This is a genomic window from Streptomyces scabiei 87.22, from assembly GCF_000091305.1.
Lineage (GTDB): Bacteria > Actinomycetota > Actinomycetes > Streptomycetales > Streptomycetaceae > Streptomyces > Streptomyces scabiei.
The window spans coordinates 1,062,887-1,087,938 of record NC_013929.1; the positions used below are offsets into that span (position 1 = coordinate 1,062,887).

The 25,052-nt window shown below is 72.3% G+C and carries 21 protein-coding genes and 1 pseudogene; 13 read left to right on the plus strand and 9 right to left on the minus strand.

Annotation, left to right across the window (positions count from 1 at the left end):
• Window positions 1–152 precede the first annotated feature (152 nt).
• From SCAB_RS04460 to SCAB_RS04485, 6 genes are all read left to right on the plus strand, one after another.
• Window positions 153–2,192: a bifunctional rhamnulose-1-phosphate aldolase/short-chain dehydrogenase gene (locus SCAB_RS04460; RefSeq protein WP_012998857.1), complete on the plus strand. Its 2,040-nt coding sequence runs from the start codon at window positions 153–155 to the stop codon at window positions 2,190–2,192.
• A 38-nt stretch (window positions 2,193–2,230) separates the two neighbouring features.
• On the plus strand, window positions 2,231–3,667 hold the full coding sequence (locus SCAB_RS04465) for a rhamnulokinase (RefSeq protein WP_012998858.1): 1,437 nt from the start codon (window positions 2,231–2,233) through the stop codon (window positions 3,665–3,667).
• A gap of 98 nt (window positions 3,668–3,765) precedes the next feature.
• Window positions 3,766–4,521 (plus strand): (Fe-S)-binding protein, encoded by a 756-nt coding sequence (locus tag SCAB_RS04470; RefSeq protein WP_012998859.1) that lies wholly within the window; start codon window positions 3,766–3,768, stop codon window positions 4,519–4,521.
• Complete coding sequence (locus SCAB_RS04475; protein ID WP_012998860.1) at window positions 4,518–6,005, plus strand: LutB/LldF family L-lactate oxidation iron-sulfur protein; 1,488 nt, start codon at window positions 4,518–4,520, stop codon at window positions 6,003–6,005. Before SCAB_RS04470 ends, SCAB_RS04475 begins: the two co-directional genes overlap by 4 nt.
• Window positions 6,002–6,667, plus strand: coding sequence for a LutC/YkgG family protein (locus tag SCAB_RS04480; RefSeq protein WP_012998861.1), 666 nt, complete (start codon window positions 6,002–6,004; stop codon window positions 6,665–6,667). The genes SCAB_RS04475 and SCAB_RS04480 overlap by 4 nt, the downstream gene beginning before the upstream one ends.
• Before the next feature lie 112 nt (window positions 6,668–6,779).
• Window positions 6,780–7,574 carry an SAM-dependent methyltransferase gene (locus SCAB_RS04485; RefSeq protein WP_041668889.1) on the plus strand — a complete coding sequence of 265 codons (795 nt, stop codon included), beginning with the start codon at window positions 6,780–6,782 and terminating at the stop codon, window positions 7,572–7,574.
• Between the two features lie 31 nt (window positions 7,575–7,605).
• On the opposite strand, the gene SCAB_RS04490 is transcribed toward SCAB_RS04485, so the two are convergent.
• Window positions 7,606–8,289, minus strand: coding sequence for a UdgX family uracil-DNA binding protein (locus SCAB_RS04490; protein WP_012998863.1), 684 nt, complete (start codon window positions 8,287–8,289; stop codon window positions 7,606–7,608).
• A 216-nt stretch (window positions 8,290–8,505) separates the two neighbouring features.
• Between SCAB_RS04490 and SCAB_RS04495 the strand changes: the two genes are divergently transcribed.
• From SCAB_RS04495 to SCAB_RS04505, 3 genes and pseudogenes are all read left to right on the plus strand, one after another.
• Entirely contained in the window at window positions 8,506–8,949 is a 444-nt protein-coding gene (locus SCAB_RS04495) for a Fur family transcriptional regulator (RefSeq protein ID WP_037726803.1), read from the plus strand.
• Window positions 8,950–8,973: 24 nt separating this feature from the next.
• Complete coding sequence (katG, locus tag SCAB_RS04500) at window positions 8,974–11,187, plus strand: catalase/peroxidase HPI (protein WP_012998865.1); 2,214 nt, start codon at window positions 8,974–8,976, stop codon at window positions 11,185–11,187.
• Between the two features lie 171 nt (window positions 11,188–11,358).
• Window positions 11,359–11,837, plus strand: a pseudogene (locus tag SCAB_RS04505) (molybdopterin dinucleotide binding domain-containing protein); the annotation flags it as partial.
• Here SCAB_RS04505 and SCAB_RS48250 read toward each other — a convergent pair.
• Together SCAB_RS48250 and SCAB_RS48255 are read right to left on the minus strand one after the other, a co-directional pair.
• Window positions 11,824–12,600 carry an SDR family oxidoreductase gene (locus SCAB_RS48250; protein ID WP_012998867.1) on the minus strand — a complete coding sequence of 259 codons (777 nt, stop codon included), beginning with the start codon at window positions 12,598–12,600 and terminating at the stop codon, window positions 11,824–11,826. The pseudogene SCAB_RS04505 and the gene SCAB_RS48250 sit on opposite strands and share 14 nt — an antisense overlap.
• Before the next feature lie 68 nt (window positions 12,601–12,668).
• Window positions 12,669–13,436, minus strand: a complete 768-nt coding sequence (locus SCAB_RS48255; protein ID WP_012998868.1) for an IclR family transcriptional regulator — start codon at window positions 13,434–13,436, stop codon at window positions 12,669–12,671.
• 125 nt (window positions 13,437–13,561) lie between these two features.
• Between SCAB_RS48255 and SCAB_RS04520 the strand changes: the two genes are divergently transcribed.
• Both SCAB_RS04520 and SCAB_RS04525 read left to right on the plus strand, forming a co-directional pair.
• A complete protein-coding gene (locus SCAB_RS04520; protein ID WP_012998869.1) occupies window positions 13,562–14,335 on the plus strand; it encodes an SDR family oxidoreductase in 774 nt (257 codons plus the stop codon).
• A gap of 26 nt (window positions 14,336–14,361) precedes the next feature.
• Window positions 14,362–15,402, plus strand: coding sequence for an L-idonate 5-dehydrogenase (locus tag SCAB_RS04525; protein WP_012998870.1), 1,041 nt, complete (start codon window positions 14,362–14,364; stop codon window positions 15,400–15,402).
• Between the two features lie 6 nt (window positions 15,403–15,408).
• Here the strand turns inward: SCAB_RS04525 and SCAB_RS04530 are convergent, their stop codons facing one another.
• Window positions 15,409–17,622, minus strand: a complete 2,214-nt coding sequence (locus tag SCAB_RS04530) for an alpha-L-fucosidase (RefSeq protein WP_012998871.1) — start codon at window positions 17,620–17,622, stop codon at window positions 15,409–15,411.
• Between the two features lie 156 nt (window positions 17,623–17,778).
• Window positions 17,779–18,774, minus strand: coding sequence for a Gfo/Idh/MocA family protein (locus SCAB_RS04535; RefSeq protein WP_012998872.1), 996 nt, complete (start codon window positions 18,772–18,774; stop codon window positions 17,779–17,781).
• Window positions 18,775–19,109: 335 nt separating this feature from the next.
• Between SCAB_RS04535 and SCAB_RS04540 the strand changes: the two genes are divergently transcribed.
• On the plus strand, window positions 19,110–19,775 hold the full coding sequence (locus SCAB_RS04540; RefSeq protein ID WP_012998873.1) for a DUF6215 domain-containing protein: 666 nt from the start codon (window positions 19,110–19,112) through the stop codon (window positions 19,773–19,775).
• Window positions 19,776–19,894: 119 nt separating this feature from the next.
• Here the strand turns inward: SCAB_RS04540 and SCAB_RS04545 are convergent, their stop codons facing one another.
• Together SCAB_RS04545 and SCAB_RS04550 are read right to left on the minus strand one after the other, a co-directional pair.
• On the minus strand, window positions 19,895–20,761 hold the full coding sequence (locus SCAB_RS04545; RefSeq protein WP_037726809.1) for an AraC family transcriptional regulator: 867 nt from the start codon (window positions 20,759–20,761) through the stop codon (window positions 19,895–19,897).
• A 94-nt stretch (window positions 20,762–20,855) separates the two neighbouring features.
• Window positions 20,856–21,242 (minus strand): hypothetical protein, encoded by a 387-nt coding sequence (locus tag SCAB_RS04550; protein WP_012998875.1) that lies wholly within the window; start codon window positions 21,240–21,242, stop codon window positions 20,856–20,858.
• Between the two features lie 101 nt (window positions 21,243–21,343).
• On the opposite strand from SCAB_RS04550, the gene sigJ reads away from it, so the two are divergent.
• Window positions 21,344–22,270, plus strand: coding sequence for an RNA polymerase sigma factor SigJ (sigJ, locus tag SCAB_RS04555; protein WP_012998876.1), 927 nt, complete (start codon window positions 21,344–21,346; stop codon window positions 22,268–22,270).
• A 65-nt stretch (window positions 22,271–22,335) separates the two neighbouring features.
• On the opposite strand, the gene SCAB_RS04560 is transcribed toward sigJ, so the two are convergent.
• Window positions 22,336–23,640 (minus strand): cytochrome P450, encoded by a 1,305-nt coding sequence (locus tag SCAB_RS04560; RefSeq protein ID WP_037726814.1) that lies wholly within the window; start codon window positions 23,638–23,640, stop codon window positions 22,336–22,338.
• 20 nt (window positions 23,641–23,660) lie between these two features.
• The gene (locus tag SCAB_RS04565; RefSeq protein ID WP_037726816.1) at window positions 23,661–25,016 is read right to left on the minus strand and encodes a glutamine synthetase family protein; all 1,356 of its coding nucleotides are present in this window, start codon (window positions 25,014–25,016) and stop codon (window positions 23,661–23,663) included.
• Between the last annotated feature and the right edge of the window lie 36 nt (window positions 25,017–25,052).

A 25,052-nucleotide genomic window follows, 5' to 3' on the forward strand; every position in this document is an offset into this window, starting at 1 on the left:
CCAGGGGCGCAGCCCTTGCTTTCCAGGGGCGCGGGGAACTGCGCGAGGAGCCCCGCTCACCCGCACCCGGCAACGCACCCCGACCCCCGAGCTGAACCCCGCACCCCGCACCGCGTACCCGTACCCCGTCTCACCGTAAGGATTGATCACGCATGGCGACCCATCCCGAAGCCGCAGCCCTGCTCGCCCGGTCCCGTCGGCTCGGTGCCGATCCCCGGAACACCAACTACGCCGGCGGCAACACCTCCGCCAAGGGGACCGACACCGACCCCGTCACCGGGGGCGAGGTGGAGCTGATGTGGGTGAAGGGGTCCGGCGGCGACCTCGGCACGCTCACCGGGGAGGGCCTGGCCGTGCTGCGGCTGGACCGGATGCGGGCCCTGGTCGACGTGTACCCGGGGGTGGAGCGCGAGGACGAGATGGTCGCCGCGTTCGACTACTGCCTGCACGGCAAGGGCGGCGCCGCGCCGTCCATCGACACCGCCATGCACGGCCTGGTGGACGCCGCCCACGTCGATCATCTGCACCCCGACTCCGGGATCGCGCTCGCCTGCGCCGCCGACGGGGAGAAGCTGACCGCCGAGTGCTTCGGGGACACCGTGGTGTGGGTGCCGTGGCGCCGGCCCGGGTTCCAGCTGGGCCTCGACATCGCCGCCGTCAAGGAGGCCAACCCGCAGGCCGTCGGCTGCGTCCTCGGCGGGCACGGCATCACCGCCTGGGGCGACTCCGCCGAGGAGTGCGAGAAGAACTCGCTGCACATCATCCGGACCGCCGAGCGGTTCCTGGAGGAGAAGGGGAAGGCCGAGCCGTTCGGACCCGTCCTGGAGGGCTACGCCGCGCTCGCCGAGGCGGAGCGCCGGGAGCGCGCCGCCGCCCTGGCGCCGCACATCCGGGCCCTCGCCTCCGAGGACAGGCCGCAGGTCGGCCACTTCACCGACACGGACGTCGTCCTCGACTTCCTGGCGAGCGCCGAGCACCCGCGCCTCGCCGCCCTCGGCACCTCGTGCCCGGACCACTTCCTGCGGACGAAGGTCCGCCCGCTCGTCCTGGACCTCCCGCCGACCGGCGGCCTCGACGAGGCGATCGCCCGGCTGAAGGAACTGCACGCCGAGTACCGGGACGAGTACGCCGCCTACTACCGGCGGCACGCCGAGCCCGACTCCCCCGCGATGCGCGGCGCCGACCCGGCGATCGTGCTGGTCCCGGGCGTGGGCATGTTCAGCTTCGGCAAGGACAAGCAGACCGCGCGGGTGGCCGGCGAGTTCTACGTCAACGCGATCAACGTGATGCGGGGCGCCGAGGCCGTGTCGGCGTACGCGCCGATCGAGGAGTCGGAGAAGTTCCGCATCGAGTACTGGGCGCTGGAGGAGGCCAAGCTCCAGCGGATGCCGAAGCCGAAGCCGCTCGCGACCCGGGTGGCGCTCGTGACGGGTGCGGGCAGCGGGATCGGCAAGGCGATCGCGCACCGGCTGGTCGCCGAGGGCGCCTGTGTCGTCGTCGCCGACCTGAACGCCGGGAACGCCGCCGCCGTCGCCGAGGAGCTGGGCGGGCCGGACAAGGCCGTCGCCGTGACCGTCGACGTGACGGACGAGGAGCAGATCGGTGCGGCCTTCAAGGCCGCCGCGCTGGCCTTCGGCGGCGTCGATCTCGTCGTCAACAACGCGGGCATCTCGATCTCCAAGCCGCTGCTGGAGACCTCCGCGAAGGACTGGGACCTCCAGCACGACATCATGGCGCGCGGCTCGTTCCTGGTGTCGCGGGAGGCGGCGCGGGTGATGATCGCGCAGGGTCTGGGCGGTGACATCGTCTACATCGCCTCCAAGAACGCCGTCTTCGCCGGGCCCAACAACATCGCCTACTCCGCCACCAAGGCCGACCAGGCGCACCAGGTGCGGCTGCTCGCCGCCGAGCTGGGCGAGCACGGCATCCGCGTCAACGGGGTCAACCCCGACGGTGTGGTGCGCGGTTCCGGGATCTTCGCGGCCGGCTGGGGCGCCCAGCGGGCGGCCACCTACGGGATCGAGGAGGAGAAGCTGGGCGAGTTCTACGCGCAGCGGACCATCCTCAAGCGCGAGGTGCTCCCCGAGCACGTGGCGAACGCGGTGTTCGCGCTGACGGGCGGGGAACTGACGCACACCACCGGTCTGCACGTCCCGGTCGACGCCGGCGTGGCCGCCGCCTTCCTCCGATGAGCGCGCGTGCCAGGGGCAAAGGTGCGTCGGGCGGGTCCGTGAGGGCGTACGCGGCGGTCGACCTCGGCGCGTCCAGTGGGCGGGTCATGGTCGGCCGCGCGGACCGGGACTCGCTGGAGCTGGTAGAGGCGCACCGCTTCCCGAACCGGCCGGTGCGCACGCCCGAGGGCCTGCGCTGGGACGTTCTCTCGCTGTACGCGGGGGTCCTGGACGGGCTGCGGGCGGCCGGGCAGGTCGACTCCGTCGGCATCGACAGCTGGGCCGTCGACTACGGGCTGCTGGACGCGGACGGCGCGCTGCTGGGCAACCCGGTGCACTACCGGGACGGCCGGACCGAGGGTGTCGCGGAGAAGGTGTGGGCCACCGTGCCCGCCGCCGAGCTGTATGCGGCGACCGGGCTGCAGTACGCCCCCTTCAACACGCTCTACCAGCTGGTGGCCGCCCGGTCGTCGGCCCAGTTCGCGCAGGCCGGGCGGTTGCTGCTCATCCCCGATCTGCTGGCGTACTGGCTGACGGGCGAGCAGGGCACCGAGCTGACCAACGCCTCGACGACACAGTTGATCGACCCCCGGGCCGGTGACTGGTCACGGGAGGTCGCGGACCGGCTGGACATCGACCTCGGCCTGTTCGCGCCGCTGCGGCGGCCCGGCGACCCGGCGGGCCTGCTGCGCCCCGAGGTACTGGAGGCGACGGGGCTCTCCGGCCCCGTCCCGGTGACCACGGTCGGGTCGCACGACACCGCCTCGGCGGTGGCGGCCGTGCCGGCGACCGGGGAACGGTTCGCGTACATCTGCACCGGCACCTGGTCGCTGGCCGGTCTGGAGCTGGAGGCCCCGGTGCTGACGGAGGCGAGCCGGTCGGCCAACTTCACCAACGAGCTGGGGCTCGACGGCACGGTCCGCTACCTGCGGAACATCATGGGGCTGTGGCTGCTCCAGGAGTGCGTACGGGAGTGGGGCGACCCCGACCTCGGCGAACTGCTGCGGGGGGCCGCGACCGTGCCGGCGCTGCGGTCGGTGGTGGACGCCGGCGACTCGGCGTTCCTCGCGCCGGGCGGGATGTCCGGCCGGATCGCCGAGGCGTGCCGGGCCTCGGGACAGCCCGTTCCGGGGACGCCAGCCGAGATCACCCGCTGCATCCTCGACTCCCTCGCCCTGGCCCACCGGCGGGCCGTGGCCGAGGCGCAGGCGCTGGCCGACCACCCCGTGGACGTCGTCCACATCGTCGGCGGCGGCACCCGCAACGCGCTGCTGTGCCAGCTCACCGCCGACGCCTGCGGGCTCCCGGTGGTGGCGGGACCGGCGGAGGCGGCGGCCCTGGGCAACGTCCTGGTGCAGGCCCGCACCCACGGCCTGGTGGGCGACCGGGCCTCGATGCGGCAACTCCTCGCCCGGACCCAGCCGTTGGTGCGGTACACACCGCAGGGCGACCCGGCGGCCTGGCGCACGGCGGAGGCCCGGCTCACCGCACGGTGAGCGGGGCTCCCGCCGATCGGTACGGGGGTGCCTCTCGCCCTCCGCGCAGTCGCGTCGTACCCTGCACTCATCCGATGACCGACTCTTGAGGAGCCGCGATGCGTGTCGCTCTGTTCCTGACCTGTGTCAACGACACGCTCTATCCGGATACCGGCCGCGCCGTGGTGAAACTGCTGACCAGGCTGGGGGTTGACGTCGACTTCCCGGTGGGTCAGACCTGCTGCGGGCAGGCGCACTACAACACCGGATACCGTCACGAGGCAGAGCCGCTGGCCCGGAAGTTCTCCGATGTATTCCGTGACTACGAGGCGATCGTGACGCCGTCCGGTTCCTGCGGGGCGATGGTGCGGGAGCTGTATCCGCGGATGGGTGAGCGGGCGCGGGCGGAGGGGCGGGGGGACACCCTGGCGCGGACGCTGGCGCCGGTCGTGCCGAAGACGTACGAGCTGACCGAGTTCCTGGTGGACGTGCTGGGTGTGACCGACGTCGGCGCGTACTACCCGCACAAGGTGACGTACCACCCGACCTGTCACGGGCTGCGGAGCCTCGGGCTGGGCGAACGGCCGCGGAAGCTGCTCGCGGCCGTGAAGGGGCTGGAGCTGCTGGAGCTGCCGGGCGCCGAGGAGTGCTGCGGCTTCGGCGGCACCTTCGCCATGAAGAACTCCGATGTCTCGGCGGCCATGGGCGCGGACAAGGTGCGAAGCGCCGAGTCGACGGGCGCCGAGGTGCTGTGCGCGGCCGACAACTCGTGTCTCATGCACCTCGGCGGCACGATGACCCGGCTGCGCACGGCCGTCCGGCCCGTGCACATCGCGGAGATCCTGGCGAGCACGGAAGAGGAGCCCCTCGCATGAGCGGGACGTATCTCGGCATGCCGGCCTTCCCGAAGGCCGCGCACGAAGCCGTCCACGACACGACGCTGCGCGGCAATCTGCGCCACGCCACGCACACCATCCGCGCCAAGCGCGCCGCCGCGGTCGCGGAGGTCTCCGACTGGGCCGCGCTGCGCGAGGCCGGAAAGCAGATCAAGGACCACACCCTCCGTCATCTCGACCGTTATCTGGTGCAGTTGGAGGAGTCGGTCACGGCGGCGGGCGGCACGGTCCACTGGGCCGCCGACGCGGACGAGGCCAACCGGATCGTCACGTACCTCGTGAAGGCGACCGGGGAGAGCGAGGTCGTCAAGGTCAAGTCGATGGCCACCCAGGAGATCGGGCTGAACGAGGCGCTGGAGGCCGAGGGGATCCGCGCCTACGAGACCGATCTCGCCGAACTCATCGTCCAGCTGGGCAAGGACCGGCCCTCGCACATCCTCGTCCCCGCGATCCACCGCAACCGGGGCGAGATCCGGGACATCTTCGCGCGCGAGATGGCCGAGTGGGGCCGTCCGGCCCCCGAGGGCCTCACCGACACGCCCGCCGAGCTGGCGGAGGCCGCGCGGCTGCATCTGCGGGAGAAGTTCCTGCGCGCCAAGGTCGGCATCTCCGGCGCCAACTTCATGGTCGCCGAGACCGGCACGATGGTGGTCGTGGAGTCGGAGGGCAACGGCCGGATGTGCCTCACCCTCCCCGAGACCCTGATCTCGGTCGTCGGCATCGAGAAGATCGTCCCCACCTGGCAGGACCTGGAGGTGTTCCTGCAGACCCTCCCCCGCTCCTCGACGGCCGAGCGGATGAACCCGTACACCTCCACCTGGACGGGCACGTCGGACGCCGGGACGGCCGACGGGCCGCAGACCTTCCACCTCGTCCTCATCGACAACGGCCGCACGGACACGCTCGCCGACGAGGTCGGCCGCCAGGCCCTGCGCTGCATCCGCTGCTCGGCCTGTCTCAACGTCTGCCCGGTGTACGAGCGGGCCGGCGGGCACGCGTACGGCTCGGTCTACCCGGGCCCGATCGGCGCCATCCTCAGCCCGCAGCTGCGGGGCACGCGCAGCGAGGTCGACGCCTCCCTGCCGTACGCCTCCTCGCTGTGCGGCGCCTGCTACGAGGTGTGCCCGGTCGCCATCGACATCCCCGAGGTGCTGGTGCATCTGCGGGAGCGGGTCGCGCAGGGCGGCATCGTGACGGAACGGGGCACGAAGGTCGTGCTCAAGCCCGCCAAGGGGCACGCCGCCGAGCGGGCGGCGATGCGGGCGGCGCGCTGGGCGTTCGGCCACCCCGGGGCGCTGCGGGCCGGGCAGCGGATCGCCTCGCGCACGCGCCGGTTCCATCCCCGGACGCTGCCGGGCCCCGGCAGGGCGTGGAGTGCCAGTCGCGACCTCCCGGCGCTGCCCGCCGAGCCGTTCCGGGACTGGTGGCAGCGGACGAACGGCGGAAAGGACACGGGCAAGTGAGCAGCAGGGACCTGATCCTGGGCCGGGTGCGACGCGCGCTCGCGGACGTACGCCGTGATGACACTCCGTACGAGCATGCCTTCCGGCGGAGCTATCTCCGTGAGCACGGCGGGCTGAGCCCCGACGGGACGGTGGAGTTGCTGGCGGAGAACCTGGCGGACTACCGGGCGCTCGTGCACCGCACGGACGCGGACGGGCTCGCGGAGACGATCGCCGGGCTGTTGCGCGCGCGCGGCTCGAAGACGGTGCTGGTGCCGTCGGGGCTGCGCGAGGACTGGCTGTCGGCGACGGATCTGACGCGGGTGCCGGACCGGGGCGAGAGCACCGCGCACGAGCTGGACCGGGTCGACAGTGTCGTCACGGCCTGCGCCCTCGCGATCGCCGAGACCGGCACGATCGTGCTGGACGGCTCCCCCGATCAGGGCCGCCGCCGGATCACGCTCGTGCCCGACCACCACGTCTGTGTCGTCCACGTACCGGATCAGGTCGTGTCGTCGGTGCCGCAGGCGCTCGAACTCCTGGATCCGGTCCGCCCGTTGACGTGGATCTCCGGCCCGTCCGCGACCAGCGACATCGAGCTGGACCGGGTGGAGGGCGTGCACGGTCCGCGCACCCTGGAGGTCGTGCTGGTGAGCGGGGGCGGCGGCCGGGGCCCGGAGTGAGGCAGGCCGGATCTCGACGGTGGGCGGCCGTTCCGGGGGCTGTCCACCGGTCACGTACGTGGTGATCTTGCTAGGTTGGCGGCGGCCGAAGACGCCAACACGGGGAGCATCCATGCCACTTGACCGTCCGGTGATCAACAGCGGGGTGCCGCACTCGGCCCGGATCTGGAACTACTGGCTCGGCGGCAAGGACTGCTACGAGATCGACCGGCGGGTCGGTGACGAGATCCGCGGGCTGAACCCGCAGATCGTCGACATCGCCCGCGCCCAGCGGGCCTTCCTGCGCCGAGCGGTCACCCATCTGACCGAGGAGGCCGGTTTACGCCAGTTCCTCGACATCGGCACCGGGCTGCCCACCGCGGACAACACCCACGAGGTCGCCCAGCGGGCGGCCCCGGACGCGCGGATCGTCTACGTCGACCACGACCCGACGGTCCTCGTCCACGCCCACGCGCTGCTCACCAGCACCCCCGAGGGCGCGACCGCCTTCGTCGGCGCCGACCTGCGCGACCCGGACGTCATTCTGGACCGCGCCGCCGGCACCCTGGACCTCACCCGCCCGGTGGGTCTGGTGCTGCTCGGGATCACGGCGCACCTGCCCGACGAGAGCGCCCACGGCATCGTCGCCGGGCTGCTGGACGCGCTGGCCCCGGGCAGCCATCTGGTGCTCGGCGACAGCACGGAGGTGTACCGGCCGGAGGCGATGCGCGCGATGGTCGCGCACTGGAACAAGACGAGCGACAACCCGCGCGTCAACCGCTCCCCCGCTCAGCTCGCCCGCTTCTTCGACGGCCTGGAGCCGCTGGCGCCCGGTCTCGTGTCCGTGGCCCGCTGGCGGGCCGAGCCGGGCGGCGCCGACGAGCCGCCGGAGGTCGACTGTTTCGGCGGCGTCGCCCGCAAGCCCTGAGAGCCGGGGTACGGCGATGAGAACACGAGGGCTACGGCCCGCTCCCGGCCAGGACCCCCGCGGCCACCTCCAGATCCGCCACCAGCCCCGCGTACGCGCCCTCGCGGTCGTCGGCGCGCAGGACGGCGGAAGGGTGGAGCGTGGCCACGACGCGCGGCCCGGCCTCTGTTCCCTCCGAGGGCAGGGACAGCAGCGCGCCACGGTCCCTGGTGACCCGGAAGGAGGGGCCGAGCAGCGCGCGGCCCGCCGTCGCGCCGAGGACGACCACGACCTCGGGCCGCACCAGCCGCAGTTCGGCGAGCAGCCAGGGGCGGCAGGCGGCGACCTCGCGCAGGTCGGGGGCCTGGTGGATACGGCGTCTGCCGCCGCCCGGCGGCCGGGTGGACTTGAAGTGCTTGACCGCGTTGGTCACATAGGCCGTGTCCATGTCGATCCCGGCCTCCTCCAGCGCCCGGCGCAGCAGCCGCCCGGCGGGGCCGACGAAGGGCTCGCCCTGCCGGTCCTCCCGGTCCCCCGGCTGCTCGCCGACGAGGAGGAGCCGTGCGGCGGCGTCTCCCTTGCCGAAGACCGTCTGCGTGGCGTGCTCCCACAGCGGACAGCCCCGGCAGTCGGCCGCGGCCCGGCGGTGGGCGGGCAGACCGCCGCGGCCCGGGAGGTACGGCCCGGCGTCGTGGGCCGGCCCGGCGGTCCGCTCGTGCCGCGCCCGGGTGCTCATCCTCAGCCGCCTCCTTCGCAGGGACGGGAGTCGCCGCTCGTCCCCGGGTACCCCGGCGCGCCCGGAACACCGGGGACGCGCCCGCGAGGTTCCGCCGTCCCGCTCACCTGCGACCGACGTGCGCGGTGGTCACGGACGGTGGCCGAAACGGCACACCCAAACTTGGGTGGTTCGTTTTCTTGAACTGTTCGTGTTTAGGGAGGTAGGTTGGTCGGCATGACCGCATCCCAGCCTCCGAACACCGCCGAGGAGCTGCGCGGTGCCGGCCTGCGGGTGACGGCCGCGCGCGTGGCGCTGCTGGAGACCGTCCGGGACGGCGACCACCTCGGTGTCGAAGCGATCGCCTCGGGGGTGCGCGATCGCGTCGGCCACATATCGCTCCAGGCCGTGTACGAGGCCCTCGGCGCCCTGGCGGGCGCCGGGCTCGTGCGCCGCCTCGAACCACCCGGCAGCCCCGCCCTGTACGAGGGCCGTGTCGGGGACAACCACCACCACCTCGTGTGCCGCAGTTGCGGTGTCGTGGTCGACGTCGACTGCGCGGTCGGGCACGCCCCGTGTCTGACCGCCTCCGACGACCGCGGCTTCGCGATCGACGAGGCAGAGGTCATCTACTGGGGCCTGTGTCCCCCCTGTTCCGCAGCCAGTAGTTCAGCACCGTGATCCACCAGTTCCGGAAGGACTCCCATGACTGAGAACCACGACGCGATCGTCACGGACGCGAAGCCCGAGGAGACGGGCGGCTGCCCGGTCGCCCACGGGCGTGCCGCGCACCCGACCCAGGGCGGCGGGAACCGTCAGTGGTGGCCGGAGCGCCTCAACCTGAAGATCCTCGCCAAGGACCCGGTCGTGGCGAACCCCCTCGGCGGGGAGTTCGACTACGCCGAGGCGTTCAACAACCTCGACCTCGCGGCCGTGAAGCAGGACATCGCCGAGGCGCTGACCACCTCGCAGGACTGGTGGCCGGCCGACTTCGGCAACTACGGCCCGCTGATGGTCCGTATGGCCTGGCACAGCGCCGGCACCTACCGCATCAGCGACGGCCGCGGCGGTGGCGGCCGCGGTCAGCAGCGCTTCGCGCCGCTGAACAGCTGGCCGGACAACGGCAACCTGGACAAGGCCCGCCGTCTGCTGTGGCCGGTGAAGAAGAAGTACGGCCAGTCCATCTCCTGGGCCGACCTCATGATCCTCACCGGTAACGTCGCCCTGGAGCAGATGGGCTTCGAGACCTTCGGCTTCGCCGGCGGCCGCGCCGACGTGTGGGAGGCCGACGAGGACGTGTACTGGGGCCCCGAGACCACCTGGCTGGACGACCAGCGCTACACGGGCGACCGCGAGCTGGAGAACCCGCTCGGCGCCGTCCAGATGGGTCTGATCTACGTCAACCCGGAGGGCCCCAACGGCAACCCGGACCCGCTCGCCGCGGCCCGCGACATCCGTGAGACGTTCCGCCGCATGGCGATGAACGACGAGGAGACCGTCGCCCTCATCGCCGGTGGTCACACCTTCGGCAAGACGCACGGCGCCGGCCCCGCGGACAACGTGGGCGACGACCCCGAGGCCGCCACCATGGAGCAGCAGGGCCTCGGCTGGAAGTCCACCCACGGCACGGGCAAGGGCGGCGACGCCATCACCTCCGGCCTGGAGGTCACCTGGACCACCAAGCCGACCCAGTGGAGCAGCGACTTCTTCGACATCCTCTTCGGCTACGAGTGGGAGCTGACCCAGAGCCCCGCCGGCGCCAACCAGTGGGTGGCCAAGGACGCGCAGGCGATCATCCCCGACGCCCACAGCGACGCCAAGAAGCTGCCCACGATGCTCACCACCGACCTCTCGCTGCGCTTCGACCCGATCTACGGCGAGATCTCCAAGCGCTTCCACGAGAACCACGACCAGTTCGCGGACGCCTTCGCCCGCGCCTGGTTCAAGCTGACCCACCGTGACATGGGCCCGAAGTCGCTGTACCTCGGCCCGGAGGTCCCGGCGGAGACCCTGCTGTGGCAGGACCCGCTGCCGGCGGCCGAGGGCGAGGCCGTCGACGCGGCCGACATCGCGGCGCTCAAGGCCAAGCTGCTCGCCTCGGGTCTGACCGTCTCGCAGCTGGTGTCCACCGCGTGGGCGTCGGCCTCCACCTTCCGCTCCAGCGACAAGCGCGGCGGCGCCAACGGCGCCCGTATCCGCCTGGAGCCCCAGCGCAGCTGGGAGGTCAACAACCCCGACGACCTGCGTCACGTCCTGAGCGTCCTGGAGGGCGTCCGGGCGGAGTTCAACTCCGGCGCCAAGAAGGTCTCCCTGGCCGACCTGATCGTCCTCGGCGGAGCCGCCGCGGTCGAGAAGGCCGCCAAGGACGCCGGTGTCGAGGTCGAGGTGCCCTTCACCCCGGGCCGCGTGGACGCCACCGAGGAGCACACGGACGCCGAGTCGTTCGCGGCGCTGGAGCCGGCGGCCGACGGCTTCCGCAACTACCAGGGCAAGGGCAACCGCCTCCCCGCCGAGTACCTGCTGCTCGACCGGGCCAACCTGCTCTCGCTGAGCGCGCCGGAGCTGACCGTCCTCGTCGGCGGTCTGCGGGTCCTGGGCGCCAACCACGCCCAGTCCGCGCACGGCGTCTTCACCGGCACCCCAGGCGTGCTCACCAACGACTTCTTCGTCAACCTGCTCGACCTGGGCACGACCTGGAAGTCCACGTCCGCCGACCAGACCCTGTTCGAGGGCCGTGACGCGGACACCGGCGAGGTCAAGTGGACCGGCACCCGTGCCGACCTCGTGTTCGGCTCCAACTCCGAGCTGCGCGCCCTCGCCGAGGTCTACGCGAGCGACGACGCCAAGGAGAAGTTCGTGAAGGACTTCGTCGCGGCGTGGGCCAAGGTCTCCGACCTGGACCGCTTCGACCTGGTCTGACACTCCCGCTGACGGCGTCCGGGCCGGCCCCTCGCGAGGGGCCGGCCCGGACGTTTTCCGTACCCGTCCGGGCCGTTGCCCGAGACCGTGCGCGGGTACCCGTCGGCACCCTGCGGAGCCCTCGGTTCCGGACGGCCGGCGGCAGGAGGCAACCCTGCCGACGAGGCGGCCTACCGCGCCCGCAACCCCGAGGGCAGGGCCATGATCAAGTCGGCTCCCTACCTCCCCCGCCGGTGGTGCCGGACGCGGAGTACCCGTTCCAGCTCACCACCGGCCGGACCCTCTACCACTTCCACACCCGCACCAGGACGGGCCGGACCCCGCAGCTCGACGCGGCGGCGCCCGAGGTGTGGGTGGAGATGTCGGCGGGCGACGCCGAGCGGATCGGCTGCGGCGAGGGCGGGACGGTCGAGGTCCGCACCCGCAGGGGCGCCCTGCGGGGACGGCTGCGGCTCACGGACGTACGACCCCGGGTGCTGTTCGTGCCCTTCCACTACTGCTACTGGGACACGCCCTGCGGGGTGGGGCCCGACGAGAGGACACCGCCTCGCGCGGCGAACGAGACCACCCTCACCGCCTGGGACCCCGCCTCCGAACAGCCCCTGTTCAAGCCGGCCGCCGCGGCCGTCACCCCGGTCACGGACCGCTGAGCCGGGGCGGGGCGGTCACGGTGGGAGCGATGACCAGCTCCTCGACCACCGTGCGCTCCGGGAGCGTGGCGCACAGCAGGACGGCCCGTGCCACGTCCTCCGGGCGCACCATGGCATCCCGCCGCTCCCGGCTCGGCGGCACGGCCCGGCCGTCGTGGGCGGGGGTGTCGACCTCGCCGGGCAGGATGCAGGTCGCCCGGACGTGTGCGTCCCGGAACGCGGCGCGCAGGTAGGCCATGAAGTTGCGCACGCCCGCCTTGGCGGCGCCGTAGGGGGCACCGCCGAGCGGGGTGGGCCGCAGCGCGGCGAGCGAGGAGATCGTGATGATCGTGCCGCCGCCGCGCTCCAGCATGCCGGGGAGGACGGCCCGGGTGAGCAGGTACACCCCGGTGAGGTTGACGCCCATGACGGCGTTCCACTCGTCCTCGCCGAGGCCGCGGACGTCGCCGGTGGGGCCGGCGCCTCCCGCGTTGTTGACGAGGATGTCCACGGGGCCGGCCGTCTCCCGGGTCCACGCGGCCAGCTGCCGCACCTCGTCGGCGTCCTCCACGTGCGCGCGGCGGGCGAAGGCCGTGCCTCCGGCGGCCGTGACGGCGGCGGCGACCTCGTCGAGGAGGTGCGGGCGCCGCCCCACGAGGACCACCGTCGCGCCCTCCCCGGCGAGCATCAGGGCCGTCTCCCGGCCGATTCCGGTGCCCGCGCCGGTGACCAGTGCGGTCCTGCCGTCGAGCGGTTTCGCGCCTGCCCCGTCCGGGTCGCCCATGCCGTCAGCCTCTCCGCCGTGAACTCGCCGCCGATGCAGGGCAGTTCACCGCGAACGGGGAGGGCGGGTCAACGGGCCGGCAGCCGGACTCCCAGTTCGTCCGCCGCCGACCGCAGCAGCGGGACCAGGGCGACGAGATCGTCCATGCTGCGGCGGAAGGCGGGCGCGGCGGTGGAGAGGGCGGCGAAGACGGTGCCGTCGGGGCGCAGGATCGGCACGGCCACGGCCCGCAGTCCGGGGTGGTGTTCCTCGTCGGCCGTGGCGTAGCCGAGTTCGGCGGCGCGGGCCACCTGGGCGCGCAGCACGTCGCGGTCGGTGACGCTGTTCGGTCCGTGCGGGGTCAGCTCGACGCGGTCCAGGAGGTCGGCACGTACGTCGTCGGGGGCGAAGGCCATGAGGACCTTGCCCATCGAGGTGCAGTGCAGCGGCCCGTGGCGGCCCGGCTCGCTGCGGACGCCGACCGGGAGGGGGCCGTCCACGTAGTGCACGTACAGGTGCCGGGTGCCGTCGAGGACGGACATCAGGGTGGCTTCCTCGGTCCGGCTCGTCACGCGCTGCATCACGGGGAGGGCGGTGCCGGCGAATCCGTAGACCTGCCCGGCCCGCTGACCGAGCTGGAAGAGTCGCAGGCCCGGCCTGTAGCGCTTGCCGTCGGCCTCGAACTCCACCAGGCCCTCGCGGCAGAGCGAGTTGACCAGCCGGTGGGCGGTGCTGACGGCGACGCCGCTGGCGCGGGCCAGCGCGGACAGGGTGATGCCATGCGGGTGCTCGCCGACCAGGACGAGCAACCTGATCGCCCGCCCGACGACGTCCGTGGGTACCTCGCTGCCGCTCACGCCCGGCAAGTTACCACTGAGTGGAAAAACCTCCCACGGTTGACAGCGGCCACCTCGAACCTCGACGATGCTTTTCCGTTGAGCAGACAGCTTTTCCACTCAGTGGGAAAACAGGGAGACCGTGTATGACGAGCCACCCCCTCTTCGACGTCACCGGAAAGGTCGCCCTGGTCACCGGGTCGAGCCGAGGCATCGGCCGGGCGCTGGCCACCGGCCTGCTGGAGGCCGGCTGCACGGTCGTCCTCAACGGTCGCGACCCCGGCACCCTGGAGAGCACCCGCGCGGAACTCGCCGGCACCTTCGGTGAGGCGGTCCGCGCGGAGGCGTTCGACGTCACCGACTCCGCCGCGGTCGCCGCCGCCGTCACCCGGATCGAGGACCGGACGGGCCCGATCGGCATCCTGGTCAACAACACCGGCGTCCAGCGCCGCGCCCCCTTCCTCGACTTCACCGACGAGGACTGGCACGCCCTGCTCGACACCAACCTCACGAGCGCCTTCCTCGTGGGCCGCGAGGTCGCCCGCCGCATGGTCGCCCGGGGCCACGGCAAGATCGTCAACATCTGCTCGCTGCAGAGCGAGGCGGTCCGCCCCGGGATCGCGCCCTACTCCGCCACCAAGGGCGGCCTGAAGATGCTCACCAAGGGCATGTGCGCCGACCTCGGGCCGCACGGCATCCAGGTCAACGGCATCGGCCCCGGCTACTTCGACACCGAACTCACCTCCGCGCTGGTCGCGGACGAGGAGTTCAGCGCCTGGGTGCGGGGGCGGACCCCCGCCGGACGCTGGGGCAGGGTGGAGGAACTGGTCGGCGCCCTGCTCTTCCTCGCCTCTCCCGCCTCCGACTTCGTCAACGGGCAGACGCTGTACGTCGACGGCGGCATGCTGTCCGTCCTGTGACCCGGCCGACCTCTCGAGGAGTTCCCATGCACGCGTGCGTTGTCCACGGAGCCGGCGATCTCCGCGTCGAGGAGCGGCCGTACGGCGGTCCCGCGGCCGGTGAGATCGCGGTCGCCGTCGCCCTCGGCGGGATCTGCGGTTCCGATCTGCACTACTACCACCGGGGCAGGGTCGGCGACTTCGCCGTCAGCGAGCCCATGGTGCTCGGCCACGAGGTGGTGGGCCGGGTCGCCGCGCTCGGGGCCGGCGTCGAGGGACCGGCCGCCCCCGCGGTGGGCACGGCCGTCGCCGTCCACCCCGCCACGCCCTGCGGGGTCTGCCCCGAGTGCGCGCGCGGGGCCCGCAACGTCTGCGCGCACACCCGCTATCTGGGCAGCGCGGCCCACACCCCGCATGTGCAGGGCGGGTTCGCGCAGTACATCACCGTGCCGGCCGGGCAGGTGCGGGCGCTGCCGCCGGGGCTCGGTCTGCGGCGTGCCGTGCTCGCCGAGCCCCTGGCGGTGGCGCTGCACGCGGTGCGCCGGGCGGGTGCGGTGCGCGGCAGGCGCGTGCTGGTCACCGGGGCCGGTCCGATCGGTCTGCTGGTCGTGGCCGCGCTGCGGCACGCGGGGGCCGCCGAGGTGGTCGTCAGCGACCTCCACGAGGAGCCGCTGCGGATCGCCGGCGAGGTCGGCGCCACCGCCGTCGTACGGGCGGACCGGCCCGCCGATCCCGCCTGGGCCGGTGTCTTCGACCTCGCCGTGGAGGCGTCCGGGGCTCCGGCCGGGCTGCGCAGCTGTGTGGAGCGGGTGCGGCGGGGCGGCGTGGTGGTGATGCTCGGGCTGCTGCCGCCGGGCGAGATCGGGCTGCTCGGCAATGTCGCGGTCACCCGTGAGCTGGAACTGCGCGGATCCTTCCGCTTCGACACCGAGTTCGACGAGGCCCTGTCCCTGCTGGCCCAGGGCCTCCCGGTCGACGCGGTCGTCACGCACACCTTTCCGTTGGAGCGGTCCGTCGCCGCGTTCGACACGGCTCAGGACCGCACGGTCGCCTCCAAGGTGCTGCTGGATCTGTCCGGGGAACAGTGAGGGGCGTCAGACCTGGGTCAGCGTCCACAGCAGGTTGGTGCTGGAGCCCCACGTCCACTGCTTGGCGGCCGATCCGGCGGAGACGCTGCCGCCGCCGTCGAGGACGAGCCCGGTGGTGCGGTTGGCGAGGGTGTAGCGGCCGTCGCCCCGGTGGGTGATCAGCCACTGCTGGTCGCTGGAGTTCTTCCAGGCCGCCTGCCGTACGGCGGAGCCGTCGGTGGTGGCGCCCCAGCCGTCGGCGACCATGCCGTTGGCCCGGTTCTCCAGCTTGTAGTGGCCGTCGCCGAGGGGGACGGCGTACCACTGCAGGTTCGGGGAGTCGTCCCACGCCGACTGCTTGAGCGGCGAACCGCTCGGCACCGCTCCCTCGCTGTCCAGGGTGAGACCGTTGACGACGTTGGTGATCCGGAAGCGGGCGGCGGGGTCGAGCACGACCCGCAGCGAGGTGATCTTCTCCCGGATCCTGAGGCTGTCGGCGGTGAACGTCCAGGCGGTGCCGGTGAAGTCGTCGGCGGAGTAGCCGACCAGCCGGTGGCCCGGCGCGAGCTTCAGCGAGGAGAGCCCGCGCGGCTCGATGCCGGCGAGGGTGAGCCGGTCCGCGGTGTGGTCGCCCAGGGAGAGCACGACACCGTCGCCGCGGAAGCGCGCGTCCTCGAAGGCGAGCGCGCCCAGGTGGGGCCGGAGCACGGGGATCGCGCCCGAGAAGCGGAACCTGAGGACGTACGCGGGGGCGTCGAAGGGCTTCGCCGGGAGGGCCACCTTCAGCCCGGCCTCCTTCTGCTCGGGGGTGCCGAGGCCGAGGTAGGTGCCGGGCTCGGACCCGAGGAGTTCCACCGAGGTGAGCGAGTCCAGGTCGATCCGGTCGGAGCCGAGCGTCTTCAGGGTCAGCGAGTCGCCGGGCCAGCCGAGGACGGTCGCGTAGAGGACGGTGCCCTCCTTGTCGCGGGTGAACCGGATGTCCCGGGCGGTACCGGCGGTGGGCCGGGTGAAGGAGCCGCCGCCCATCTTCGTCGGCCCCTCGCCGTACACGGTCCAGGCCCGGGTGCCGTAGACCGACTCGCCGAACCGCTTCAGGTAGTCGCCCATCCCGAGCAGGATGTCCTTCTGGCCCTGCGGGATGGTGCCGTCGGCCTTCGGCGCGATGTTGAGCAGCACCGTGCCGTTCTTGCTGATCCGGTCGACGAACGAGTGCAGCATCTGCGCGAGGGAGTAGTAGCCGATGCCCTCGGTGTAGCACCAGCTGCTGTTGGAGATGCTGTCGTCGGTGAGCCAGTACGGCGCGGTGATGTCGGCGGGGCCGCCGCGCTCGTAGTCGAAGACCGCGCTGTGGGGGTCGAAGCCGTCCTTGTAGGTGGCCACGACCTCCTTGCCCCACTTGTTCGCCTGGTCGAAGTAGTACGACAGGAAGTTCAGCCGCTGCTTCTCGTCGACGTGGTCGAGCCGCCAGTCCTGCCAGAGGATGTCGGGCCGGGACCGGTCGATCACTTCCTTGAGCTTGTCGTACCAGAGCTGGTGCTCGGCCTCCGGGCTCAGCTGCCCGTACAGCTTCTTCAGACTCGGGTCCGACTGCTCGGGCGCGTACTCGAAGAAGCCGGTGTAGTTGTACGCGTGGTGCATCGCGACCAGCAGCTTCAGGTCCTTCGCCCGCACGGCGTCGGTGAAGAGCTCCAGCAGGTCCAGCTTCGGACCCTTGTCCACGGAGTTCCACTCGTTGACCCGGCTGTCCCACATCGAGTAGCCGTCGTGGTGCTCGGCGACCGGCCCGGCGAACCGTGCGCCCGCGTCGACGAACAGCTGCGCCCATTCCTCCGGGTCGAAGTTCCCGCCCGCGGACTTGAGCTTCGGCGCGAACTCCTTGTGGCGGCCAGCGAGATCGTCGGCCCCGTCGATGAAGCGGTGGTACTGCCAGTCGGCCGGGGCGCCGTAGGTCTCGATGTGGTGCTTGTTCGCCTTGTGGCCCGCGAGGTACATGTTGCGCGGATACCACTCGCTGTCGTACGCCGGGACGCTGAACGCGCCCCAGTGGAAGTAGATCCCGAACTTGGCGTCCCGGAACCACTCGGGGGCGGCGGTGTGTCTGTTCACGGATTCCCAGGTGGGTTTGTAGTTCTTCGAGCCGGCCATGGCGCCCCCGGCCGCTATCACGTCGGTGGCGGCGGTGGCGAGGACAACGGCCGTGGCACCCGTCAGGAGCCTGCGCCTGCTGATCGATTGCGACATACGCACGAACGTCAGGCATGCGGACCGCCGCTGTCAACGACTGCGCAGGGATGAATGTTGTCAACGAGAGAGGCAGTTGACTGCTTTTTCCTGATGTAGACCCACTTTAACCGATGGAAACATCACATGTATCGGAGGTCAGGTCACGGTCCGGGGTCAGTCCTGGAGAGCGGGGCGTTCGACGAGTTCCACCTCGACGCGGACGCCCTCCCGCTGGGCGCGGACGGCCGCCTCGGAGACCGCGGCGACGGCGTATCCGTCCCAGATGCCGGGTCCGGTGACCTCGCCGCGGCGGGTGGCGTCCACCCATGCCTGGACCTGCCGGTCGTAGGCGTCCTCGAAGCGTTCGAGGTAGCCCGGCGTGACCGTGCCGCCCCAGCGTCCGGCCGTGCTGACGAGCATGCCGTGCCCGTCGCCGATGCGTGCCGTGCCGTTCTCGCAGACCGCCTCGGCCTGGACCTGATAGCCGTAACGGGCCGTGAGGAAGATCTCGACGTCGGCCACGGCACCGCCGTCGGTCTCGAACACCACGAACTGGGGGTCGCTCAGCCCCGCCGGGGCGTGCGCGGAGGGGCGGGGCCGCAGCACGGTGACGGCGGTGATCTCCTGGCCGAGCAGCCAGCGGGTCACGTCCATCTCGTGGGCGACGGAGTCGTTGATCATCATGGCGTCGGTGAACCCGGGCGGCGCCCCGGCGTTGCGGTGCCGGTGGTGCAGCAGCAGCGGGCGGCCCAGTTCCCCGCTGTCCAGGAGGGACTTGAGTGCGAGGTACTCCCGGTCGTAGCGGCGCATGAACCCGACCTGCACCCGGCGGTGCCCGAGCCGCCGCTCGGCCTCCAGCAGGCGCAGCGCGGAGGCGGGGTCCGGGGTCAGCGGCTTCTCGCACAGGACGGGCAGATCGTGCTCGAAGGCGGTGAGCAGGGCGGCCTCGTGGGCGGGCCCCGGGGAGGCGACGAGGACGGCGTCGACCCCGGGTGCGGCCAGTGCCTCTGCCGTGTCGGCGTAGGCCGCGCATCCCTCGACGCCCGCGGCGACCGCCTCGGCGCGGCCGGTGTCGACGTCGACCACGGCGGCCACATGGGCGCCGCTGATCACCTCGGTGAGCCGGCGCACGTGGTCGGCGCCCATGCGGCCGGTGCCGACGACGGCCACGCCGAGCGAAGCGGAGCGCGCGCCGCGGGCGCCGGGTGCGCCGGGTGCGCCGATTGCTCCGGGCCGAGCACCGGCTGAGTCCGGCCGAGAAGCGGGGGAGTCCTGCGAGGACATGCCGTGCCCTTCTGTCGTGTCCGGAGAAAGTCCGCAAGCGGAATTCCGTTTTCCCTCGGTCCGGTCACAGGTTAGGCTCCCCCGGCACACGGGGGGCGTGTGCACATCAAGGCGGGGGCACGGGGGACATGAACGACGGCGTCACCGATTCCGGAACGGGCGCGGGTGCGGGTGGGGGTGCGGGGTACGGAACGGGTCCGGGAACAGGTGCCCGCAAGGAGATGAGCACGGGGGCCCAGGTGTTCTCGGCCGTGGCGGCCGTCGGGGTGATCCTGGGCGGTCTGTGGCTGATCGGAGACTTCCTCGGTCAGACGCCCGGGAAGGTGGGACCGGCCGTCTGCTCGTCCTCGGACGACGCCTCCCAGGCCCCGCGGGGCGAGGTCTCCGGCGCACGGCTCTGCGCCGCGCTGAACCGTGCCGACCTGCCCGAACTCCTCGGCACACCGACCGAGCAGGCGGTGAGCGCGTCGGGCGGGGACAGCGAGTCGAAGTGGGCCGACGGCACCAGGACCGTCACCCCCGAGGCGACCGTCGAACTGGACACCTACGCCGTGAAGCTGTCGGCGTCCTTCGAGGATCTCCCGGTGGCCGAGTCGGAGGACTATCTGGGCGCCGACGCCGAGAGCAGGACCGTCCTGGGACACCGGGCGGTCCTCTACTCGGGGCAGACCATGTCCATCTCGTTCAGGCTCGACGGCGGTGACGCCAAGTCCGGCCCCGGCGGTGTCGCCCGCCGGCTGCTGGTCGCGACGGACCCGAAGGACAGCGGCAGCACCTTCGAACTCGTCATCTGGCGCCAGGACACCCAGCGGCCCGACGACGCCGCGCTGTTCCGGGTCGCGGAGAAGGTCCTGCCGAAACTCCAGGGCTGGAAGCCGGCCGGCTGACAGGACCTCTCACCGGTTCAGACCTCAGGTCGCCCGGGCCGGACGGTCCCGGCCCGTCGCGTCCCGCGCCTCGACGGACTCCCGGGGCCCGACGACCGCCTCCCGCGGAGCCACGGCCCTCACAGCGGGATCCGCTCCACCGGGATCCACAGCTCCGCGTCCGCCTGTGCCGCGTCGGGCGAGAGCCGGGTCCGCAGGATCTCCGGGCCGGGCCGGCTGCGGTACGGGTTGGACGGGAACCACTGGGTGAACACGTCCCGCCACAGATACTGCAGCGCCTGCGGGAAGGGACCGGAGTTCTCGAAGACGGCCCAGGTACCGGCCCGGACGGTGAGTTCCTCCAGGTCGTCGGGGACGGCCGCCCGGGTCACCGCCCCGTGGAAGTAGTCGAGTTCGGTTCCCTCGGCCCGGCTGCCGTCGAGGTTGTCGCTGACGGAGACGACGCCCCGCGGTTCCTGGTCCGACAGGCTCTCGATCCGTCGCAGTGTCTCCTGCCCGATGCCCCGGATGAAGTCGGCGATCGCCGGATTCATCCCCTCGTGCACGAGCGGGACCCTGGTCCCCCTTCCCACCACCCGGAACTCCTCCTTCTCCACCACTCGGTACCGCATGCTCGTGCTCCCTTCGACGACGAGGCGGAAGGACATCCGGGGCTGGGACCGCAGACTCGCGCCGGTCCGCCGGGCCTCCCCGGGGCCGACGCCGTGCAGGGCGCGGAACGCCCGCGCGAACGCCTCCCCGGAGCCGTAGCCGTAGCGCACCGCGATCTCCAGCAGGGTCCGCTCGCCGGCCAGCACCTCGGCGCCGGCCACGGTCAGCCGCCGGCGCCGGACGTACTCCGACAGCGGCATGCCCGCGAGCGCGGAGAAGAGCCGCCGCAGGTGGTACTCCGACGTCACCGCGATCCGCGCGAGGTCGGCCACGTCGATCGGCTGGTCGAGGTGGTCCTCGATGTGCTCCATGGCCTGGTTGAGCCGTTCCAGCACTCCGGCCTCCTTCCTTTCACCCGCCACGTTAGGAAGGAGCCACCTTGCCGCACCCGACATCCTGTGCCCGCTCCGGTCGGGCGCGGGCCACGGCTCAGCGCCGGGCCAGCGCCAGCAGGCTCAGGCCGAACATCAGCACGCCCAGGGGAAGATGGACCGACGGGACGTGTGCGATGCCCAGCACGACCTGGACCGAGGCGAGGGCGAGGAAACCGCAGGCGTGCAGGACCGGCCGGAGCGGGCCGCCGCCCGGCTTCCACGCCAGGACCGCCGCGAGCACGTACAGCATGGACGCGCCGTACATCACGCGGGCGCCGACGCTGTGCAGGGTCTCCCCGTAGGAGGAGGTCAGCAGCAGTCCGGCGGAGACCGCCTGGAGGAAGATGGTCAGGGTCTGCAGGGCGATCGCGATCCGCAGGAACGCGGAGTCCCGCCTTCCGTTCGCCGCAGCCGTCGCCTTCGCCGTCGTCCGGGTGGCCATGTCGTCGTCCCCGTTTCCGCCCGTGGGCAGTGGATCGATAAGGTCTCACCGGTTCGACGACGTGGGCCCGTGAAAGGTAAGGCGAGGAGGCGGCCGGAGGCATGACGACTGTCGGGACCGGCACGGACGTGGTGGACGGCGAGCGGCGCCGGCTGGTCAACGTCGCCTACCGTCTGCTCGGTTCGGTGACCGAGGCCGAGGACGCCGTGCAGGACGCCTACGCCCGCTGGTACGGGCTGCCACGGAGCCGTCAGCAAGAAATCCGCTCGCCCGGCGCGTGGCTGACGACGGTGACCGGCCGTATCTGTCTGGACCTGCTCGGCTCGGCTCGGGCCCGCCGCGAGCGCTATGTCGGCGCGTGGCTGCCCGAGCCGCTGCCCGACCGCGCCGAGCGGGAGCAGGCGGGCGGCGGCGCCCCGACCGGGCTCGCGGACCCCGCCGACCAGATCGTCCTGGACGAGTCCGTGGCCATGGCGTTCCTCGTGGTCCTGGAGTCGATGACGCCCGCCGAGCGCGTGGCGTTCGTGCTGCACGACGTCTTCCGGTACCCCTTCGCCGAGATCGCCGACGTGCTCGGCCGGACCCCCGCGGCCTGCAAGCAGCTGGCCGCCTCCGCCCGGCGGCGGGTGGGGGACGTGTCCGCTCCGGCCGCCCCCGTGACGGCGTCCGGCCGGGCGGAGGTGGTGCGCCGGGTCAAGGAGGCGTGGGAGGCCAAGGACATCGCGACCCTCGTCGCCCTCCTCGACCCGTCCGCCGTGCTGACCGCCGACGGCGGTGGCCTGGTCGGCGCCGTCCTGCGCCCGGTCGAGGGGGGCGCGCGCATCGCCCGCTACCTGGTCGCCCTCGCCGACAGGGCGCCCGGGCTCGAACTCGTGGAGCGGTCCGTCAACGGCGTGCCGGGCCTGGTGGCCCGGCGCGCCGGGGTCGTGATGACGGTGGCGGCGTTCGACGTCCGCGACGGCCACGTCACCCGGATCTGGGCGGTCCGCAACCCGGAGAAGCTCCGTCCCTGGACCGGGGAGCACTAGAGCCCTCGGGCCCGGTACGGCTCGGGCACCGGCGGGCATCTCCCCCACCGGTGCCCGAGGGTGTGTCAGGCGAGGGTCACCTCGACCGGCAGCTTCTTGATGCCGTTCACGAAGTTGGAGCGGACGCGCGGCACGTCACCGACGAGACGGATGTCGGCGAGGCGCGGGATCAGCTCCTCGAACATGATGCGGATCTCGGTGCGGGCCAGCAGGTTGCCCAGGCACAGGTGCGGGCTGCCCTTGCCGAAGGTGACGTGGTCGTTGTCGGCCCGGGCGACGTCGAAGTCGTACGGGTTGCCGAAGACCGCCTCGTCCCGGTTGCCGGAGGCGTACCACATGACGACCTTGTCGCCCTCCTTGACCTGCTTGCCGCCGAGTTCGACGTCACGGGTCGCGGTGCGGCGGAAGTGGTAGACGGGGGACGCCCAGCGCAGGAACTCCTCGGTCGCCGCCGGGATCAGGGAGGGGTCCTCCTGGAGTCGGGCGAGCTGCTCCGGGTGCTGGAGCAACGCCAGCATGGAGTGGGTGATGGTGTGGCGGGTGGTCTCGTTGCCGGCCACGACCAGGAGCAGGAAGTAGTTGTCGAAGTCCTGCGCGGAGAGCGGGATCCCGTCGCGCGGGGTGGTGTTGACCAGCTTGGAGACCAGGTCGGTGCCCTCGCCGCCGCGCCGCTGCCGGGCCAGTTCACGGCCGTACTCGAAGACTTCGAGGGAGGCGGGCGAGCGGAACGGCAGGTCGCGGTAGCGCTCGCTCTCGGCGCTGTGCAGGAGGACGTCGGCGTAGTCGGGGTCGGTGTTGCCGATGATGCGGTTGCCCCAGTCGATGAGGCGCTGGTTGTCCTCCGGGGGCACGTCCAGGAGCCGGGCGAGGACGTTGATGGGGAAGTCGGCGGAGACGTCGGCGACGAAGTCGAAGGTGCCCTTGGCGAGGGCCGCGTCGAGGGTGCGGGCGGTGAGGCCGCGCAGGAAGTCGGTGTAGCTGTTGATGACGTTCGCGCCGAACTGCCGCTGGATCACGCTGCGCAGGGCGCGGTGGCGGACGCCGTCCAGTTCCAGGATGGAGGCGCGGATCGCGATCTGGTTCTCGTCGACCTCCTCCAGGTTGACGAACCGGGTGGAGGTGAAGGTCTCGGCGTCCCGGTCGACGCGGGCGATGTCGGCGTGCCGGGTGACCGCCCAGAAGCCGGAGTTGGGGGCTTCCTCGGGCTGCCAGTGCACCGGGTCCTCGTGGCGCAGGGTGTGGAACATGCGCCACGGGGTCACACCGTCGGTGAAGTTGTCGAGGTCGGCGAGGTTCACGTCGTCCAGCGGCAGGGGCTCCTGGACGGCCTCGCGTACGAGGGCGGGGGGAAGGTGGGCGGAAGTGGTCATGTCGGTGGTTCTCCTGGGCTTCACAGGTGGTAGGCGTACTCGGTGAACTCCCAGTCGGTGACGTGCCGTTGGAAGCGTTCGACCTCATCGCGCTTGTAGGAGAGGTACGAGGTGGTGAAGTCCTTGCCGAGGATCTCGGTCAGGGCGGTGTCCGCCTCCAGCGCGTCCAGGGCGGCGGGCAGGCTGGTCGGCAACACGGCCGAGCGGGCGGTGTCGTAGCCGTAGCCCTCCAGCGGGGCGGGGGGCTCCTCACCGGCGCGGACGCCGAGCAGCGCGGCGGCGATCGCGCCGGCGATCAGCAGGTAGGGGTTGGCTCCGGCGTCGCCGAGCCGCAGTTCCAGGCGGGCGCCGGCACCGCGCTCGGGCGGGATGCGGACCATGGCGCTGCGGTTGTCCAGCCCCCAGTCGATCAGCCAGGGCGCGAGGGTGTCGGGGCCGAACCGCTTGTAGGAGTTGATGGTGGGGTTGGCGAGGGCGGCGAGCGCCGGGGCGTGGGCGAGGACGCCGGCGACGGCGTGCCGGGCGGTGTCGGACAGCCCGTACCGGCCCGCGGGGTCGTCGAAGGCGTTCTGTCCCCGCTCGTCGTCGCAGGACAGGTGGAGGTGGAAGCCGGAGCCTCCGGCGTCGTTGAAGGGCTTGGCCATGAAGGTGGCGAGGCGGCCCTCCCGGCGCGCGAGTTCCTTGACGGCGGCCTTGAAGCGGAAGGAGCGGTCGGCGGCCGAGAGGGCCTCCGAGTGCGTCAGGTTGATCTCGAACTGGCCGCCGTCGAACTCGTGGTTGCCGTTGGTGACGCCGATGCGCAGGTCGCGCAGGTGCCGCAGGGTGCGCAGCAGGTGGTTGTCGGGGTCCGCGCGCAGACCGGCGGTGTAGACGGCGCCGGTGGTGCCCGCGTAACGCTTGTAGCCGCTGGGCGAGGCGGGGTCCTCGTCGCAGAGGAAGTACTCGAGTTCGGGACCGACCACGGGGCGCAGGCCCTGTTCGGCGCAGCGGGCGAGCACCGAGCGCAGCAGGTCGCGCGGGGACTCGGGGGCGGGTGCCCCGGTGGCCGGGTCGATGCTCTCGCCGAGACAGACGGCGACCCCGGGCTCCCAGGGCAGGGCGACGAGGGTGTCGAGGTCGGGGCGCACGTGGATGTCGGGCAGGCCCGCGTCCAGCCCTCCGGCGACGGGGACGACGTCACCCTGGGGCGAGGTGTGGTAGACAGCCCGGCAGAAGGCGAGCCCGTGCTCGCACGCCGTGGGCAGCTGGTCGAGCAGCACGTCCCGGGCCCGGTCGGTGCCGATGAGGTCGGGGTAGGTCACCCGGACCACATCGATGCCCTCTGCGGCCAGCCGCTCCTGGTAATGCCCGACGGCCGGCGTTTCAGATGCGCTCACCGTTGTCTCCTAGACGACTGGGGCCGATTGTTTGAT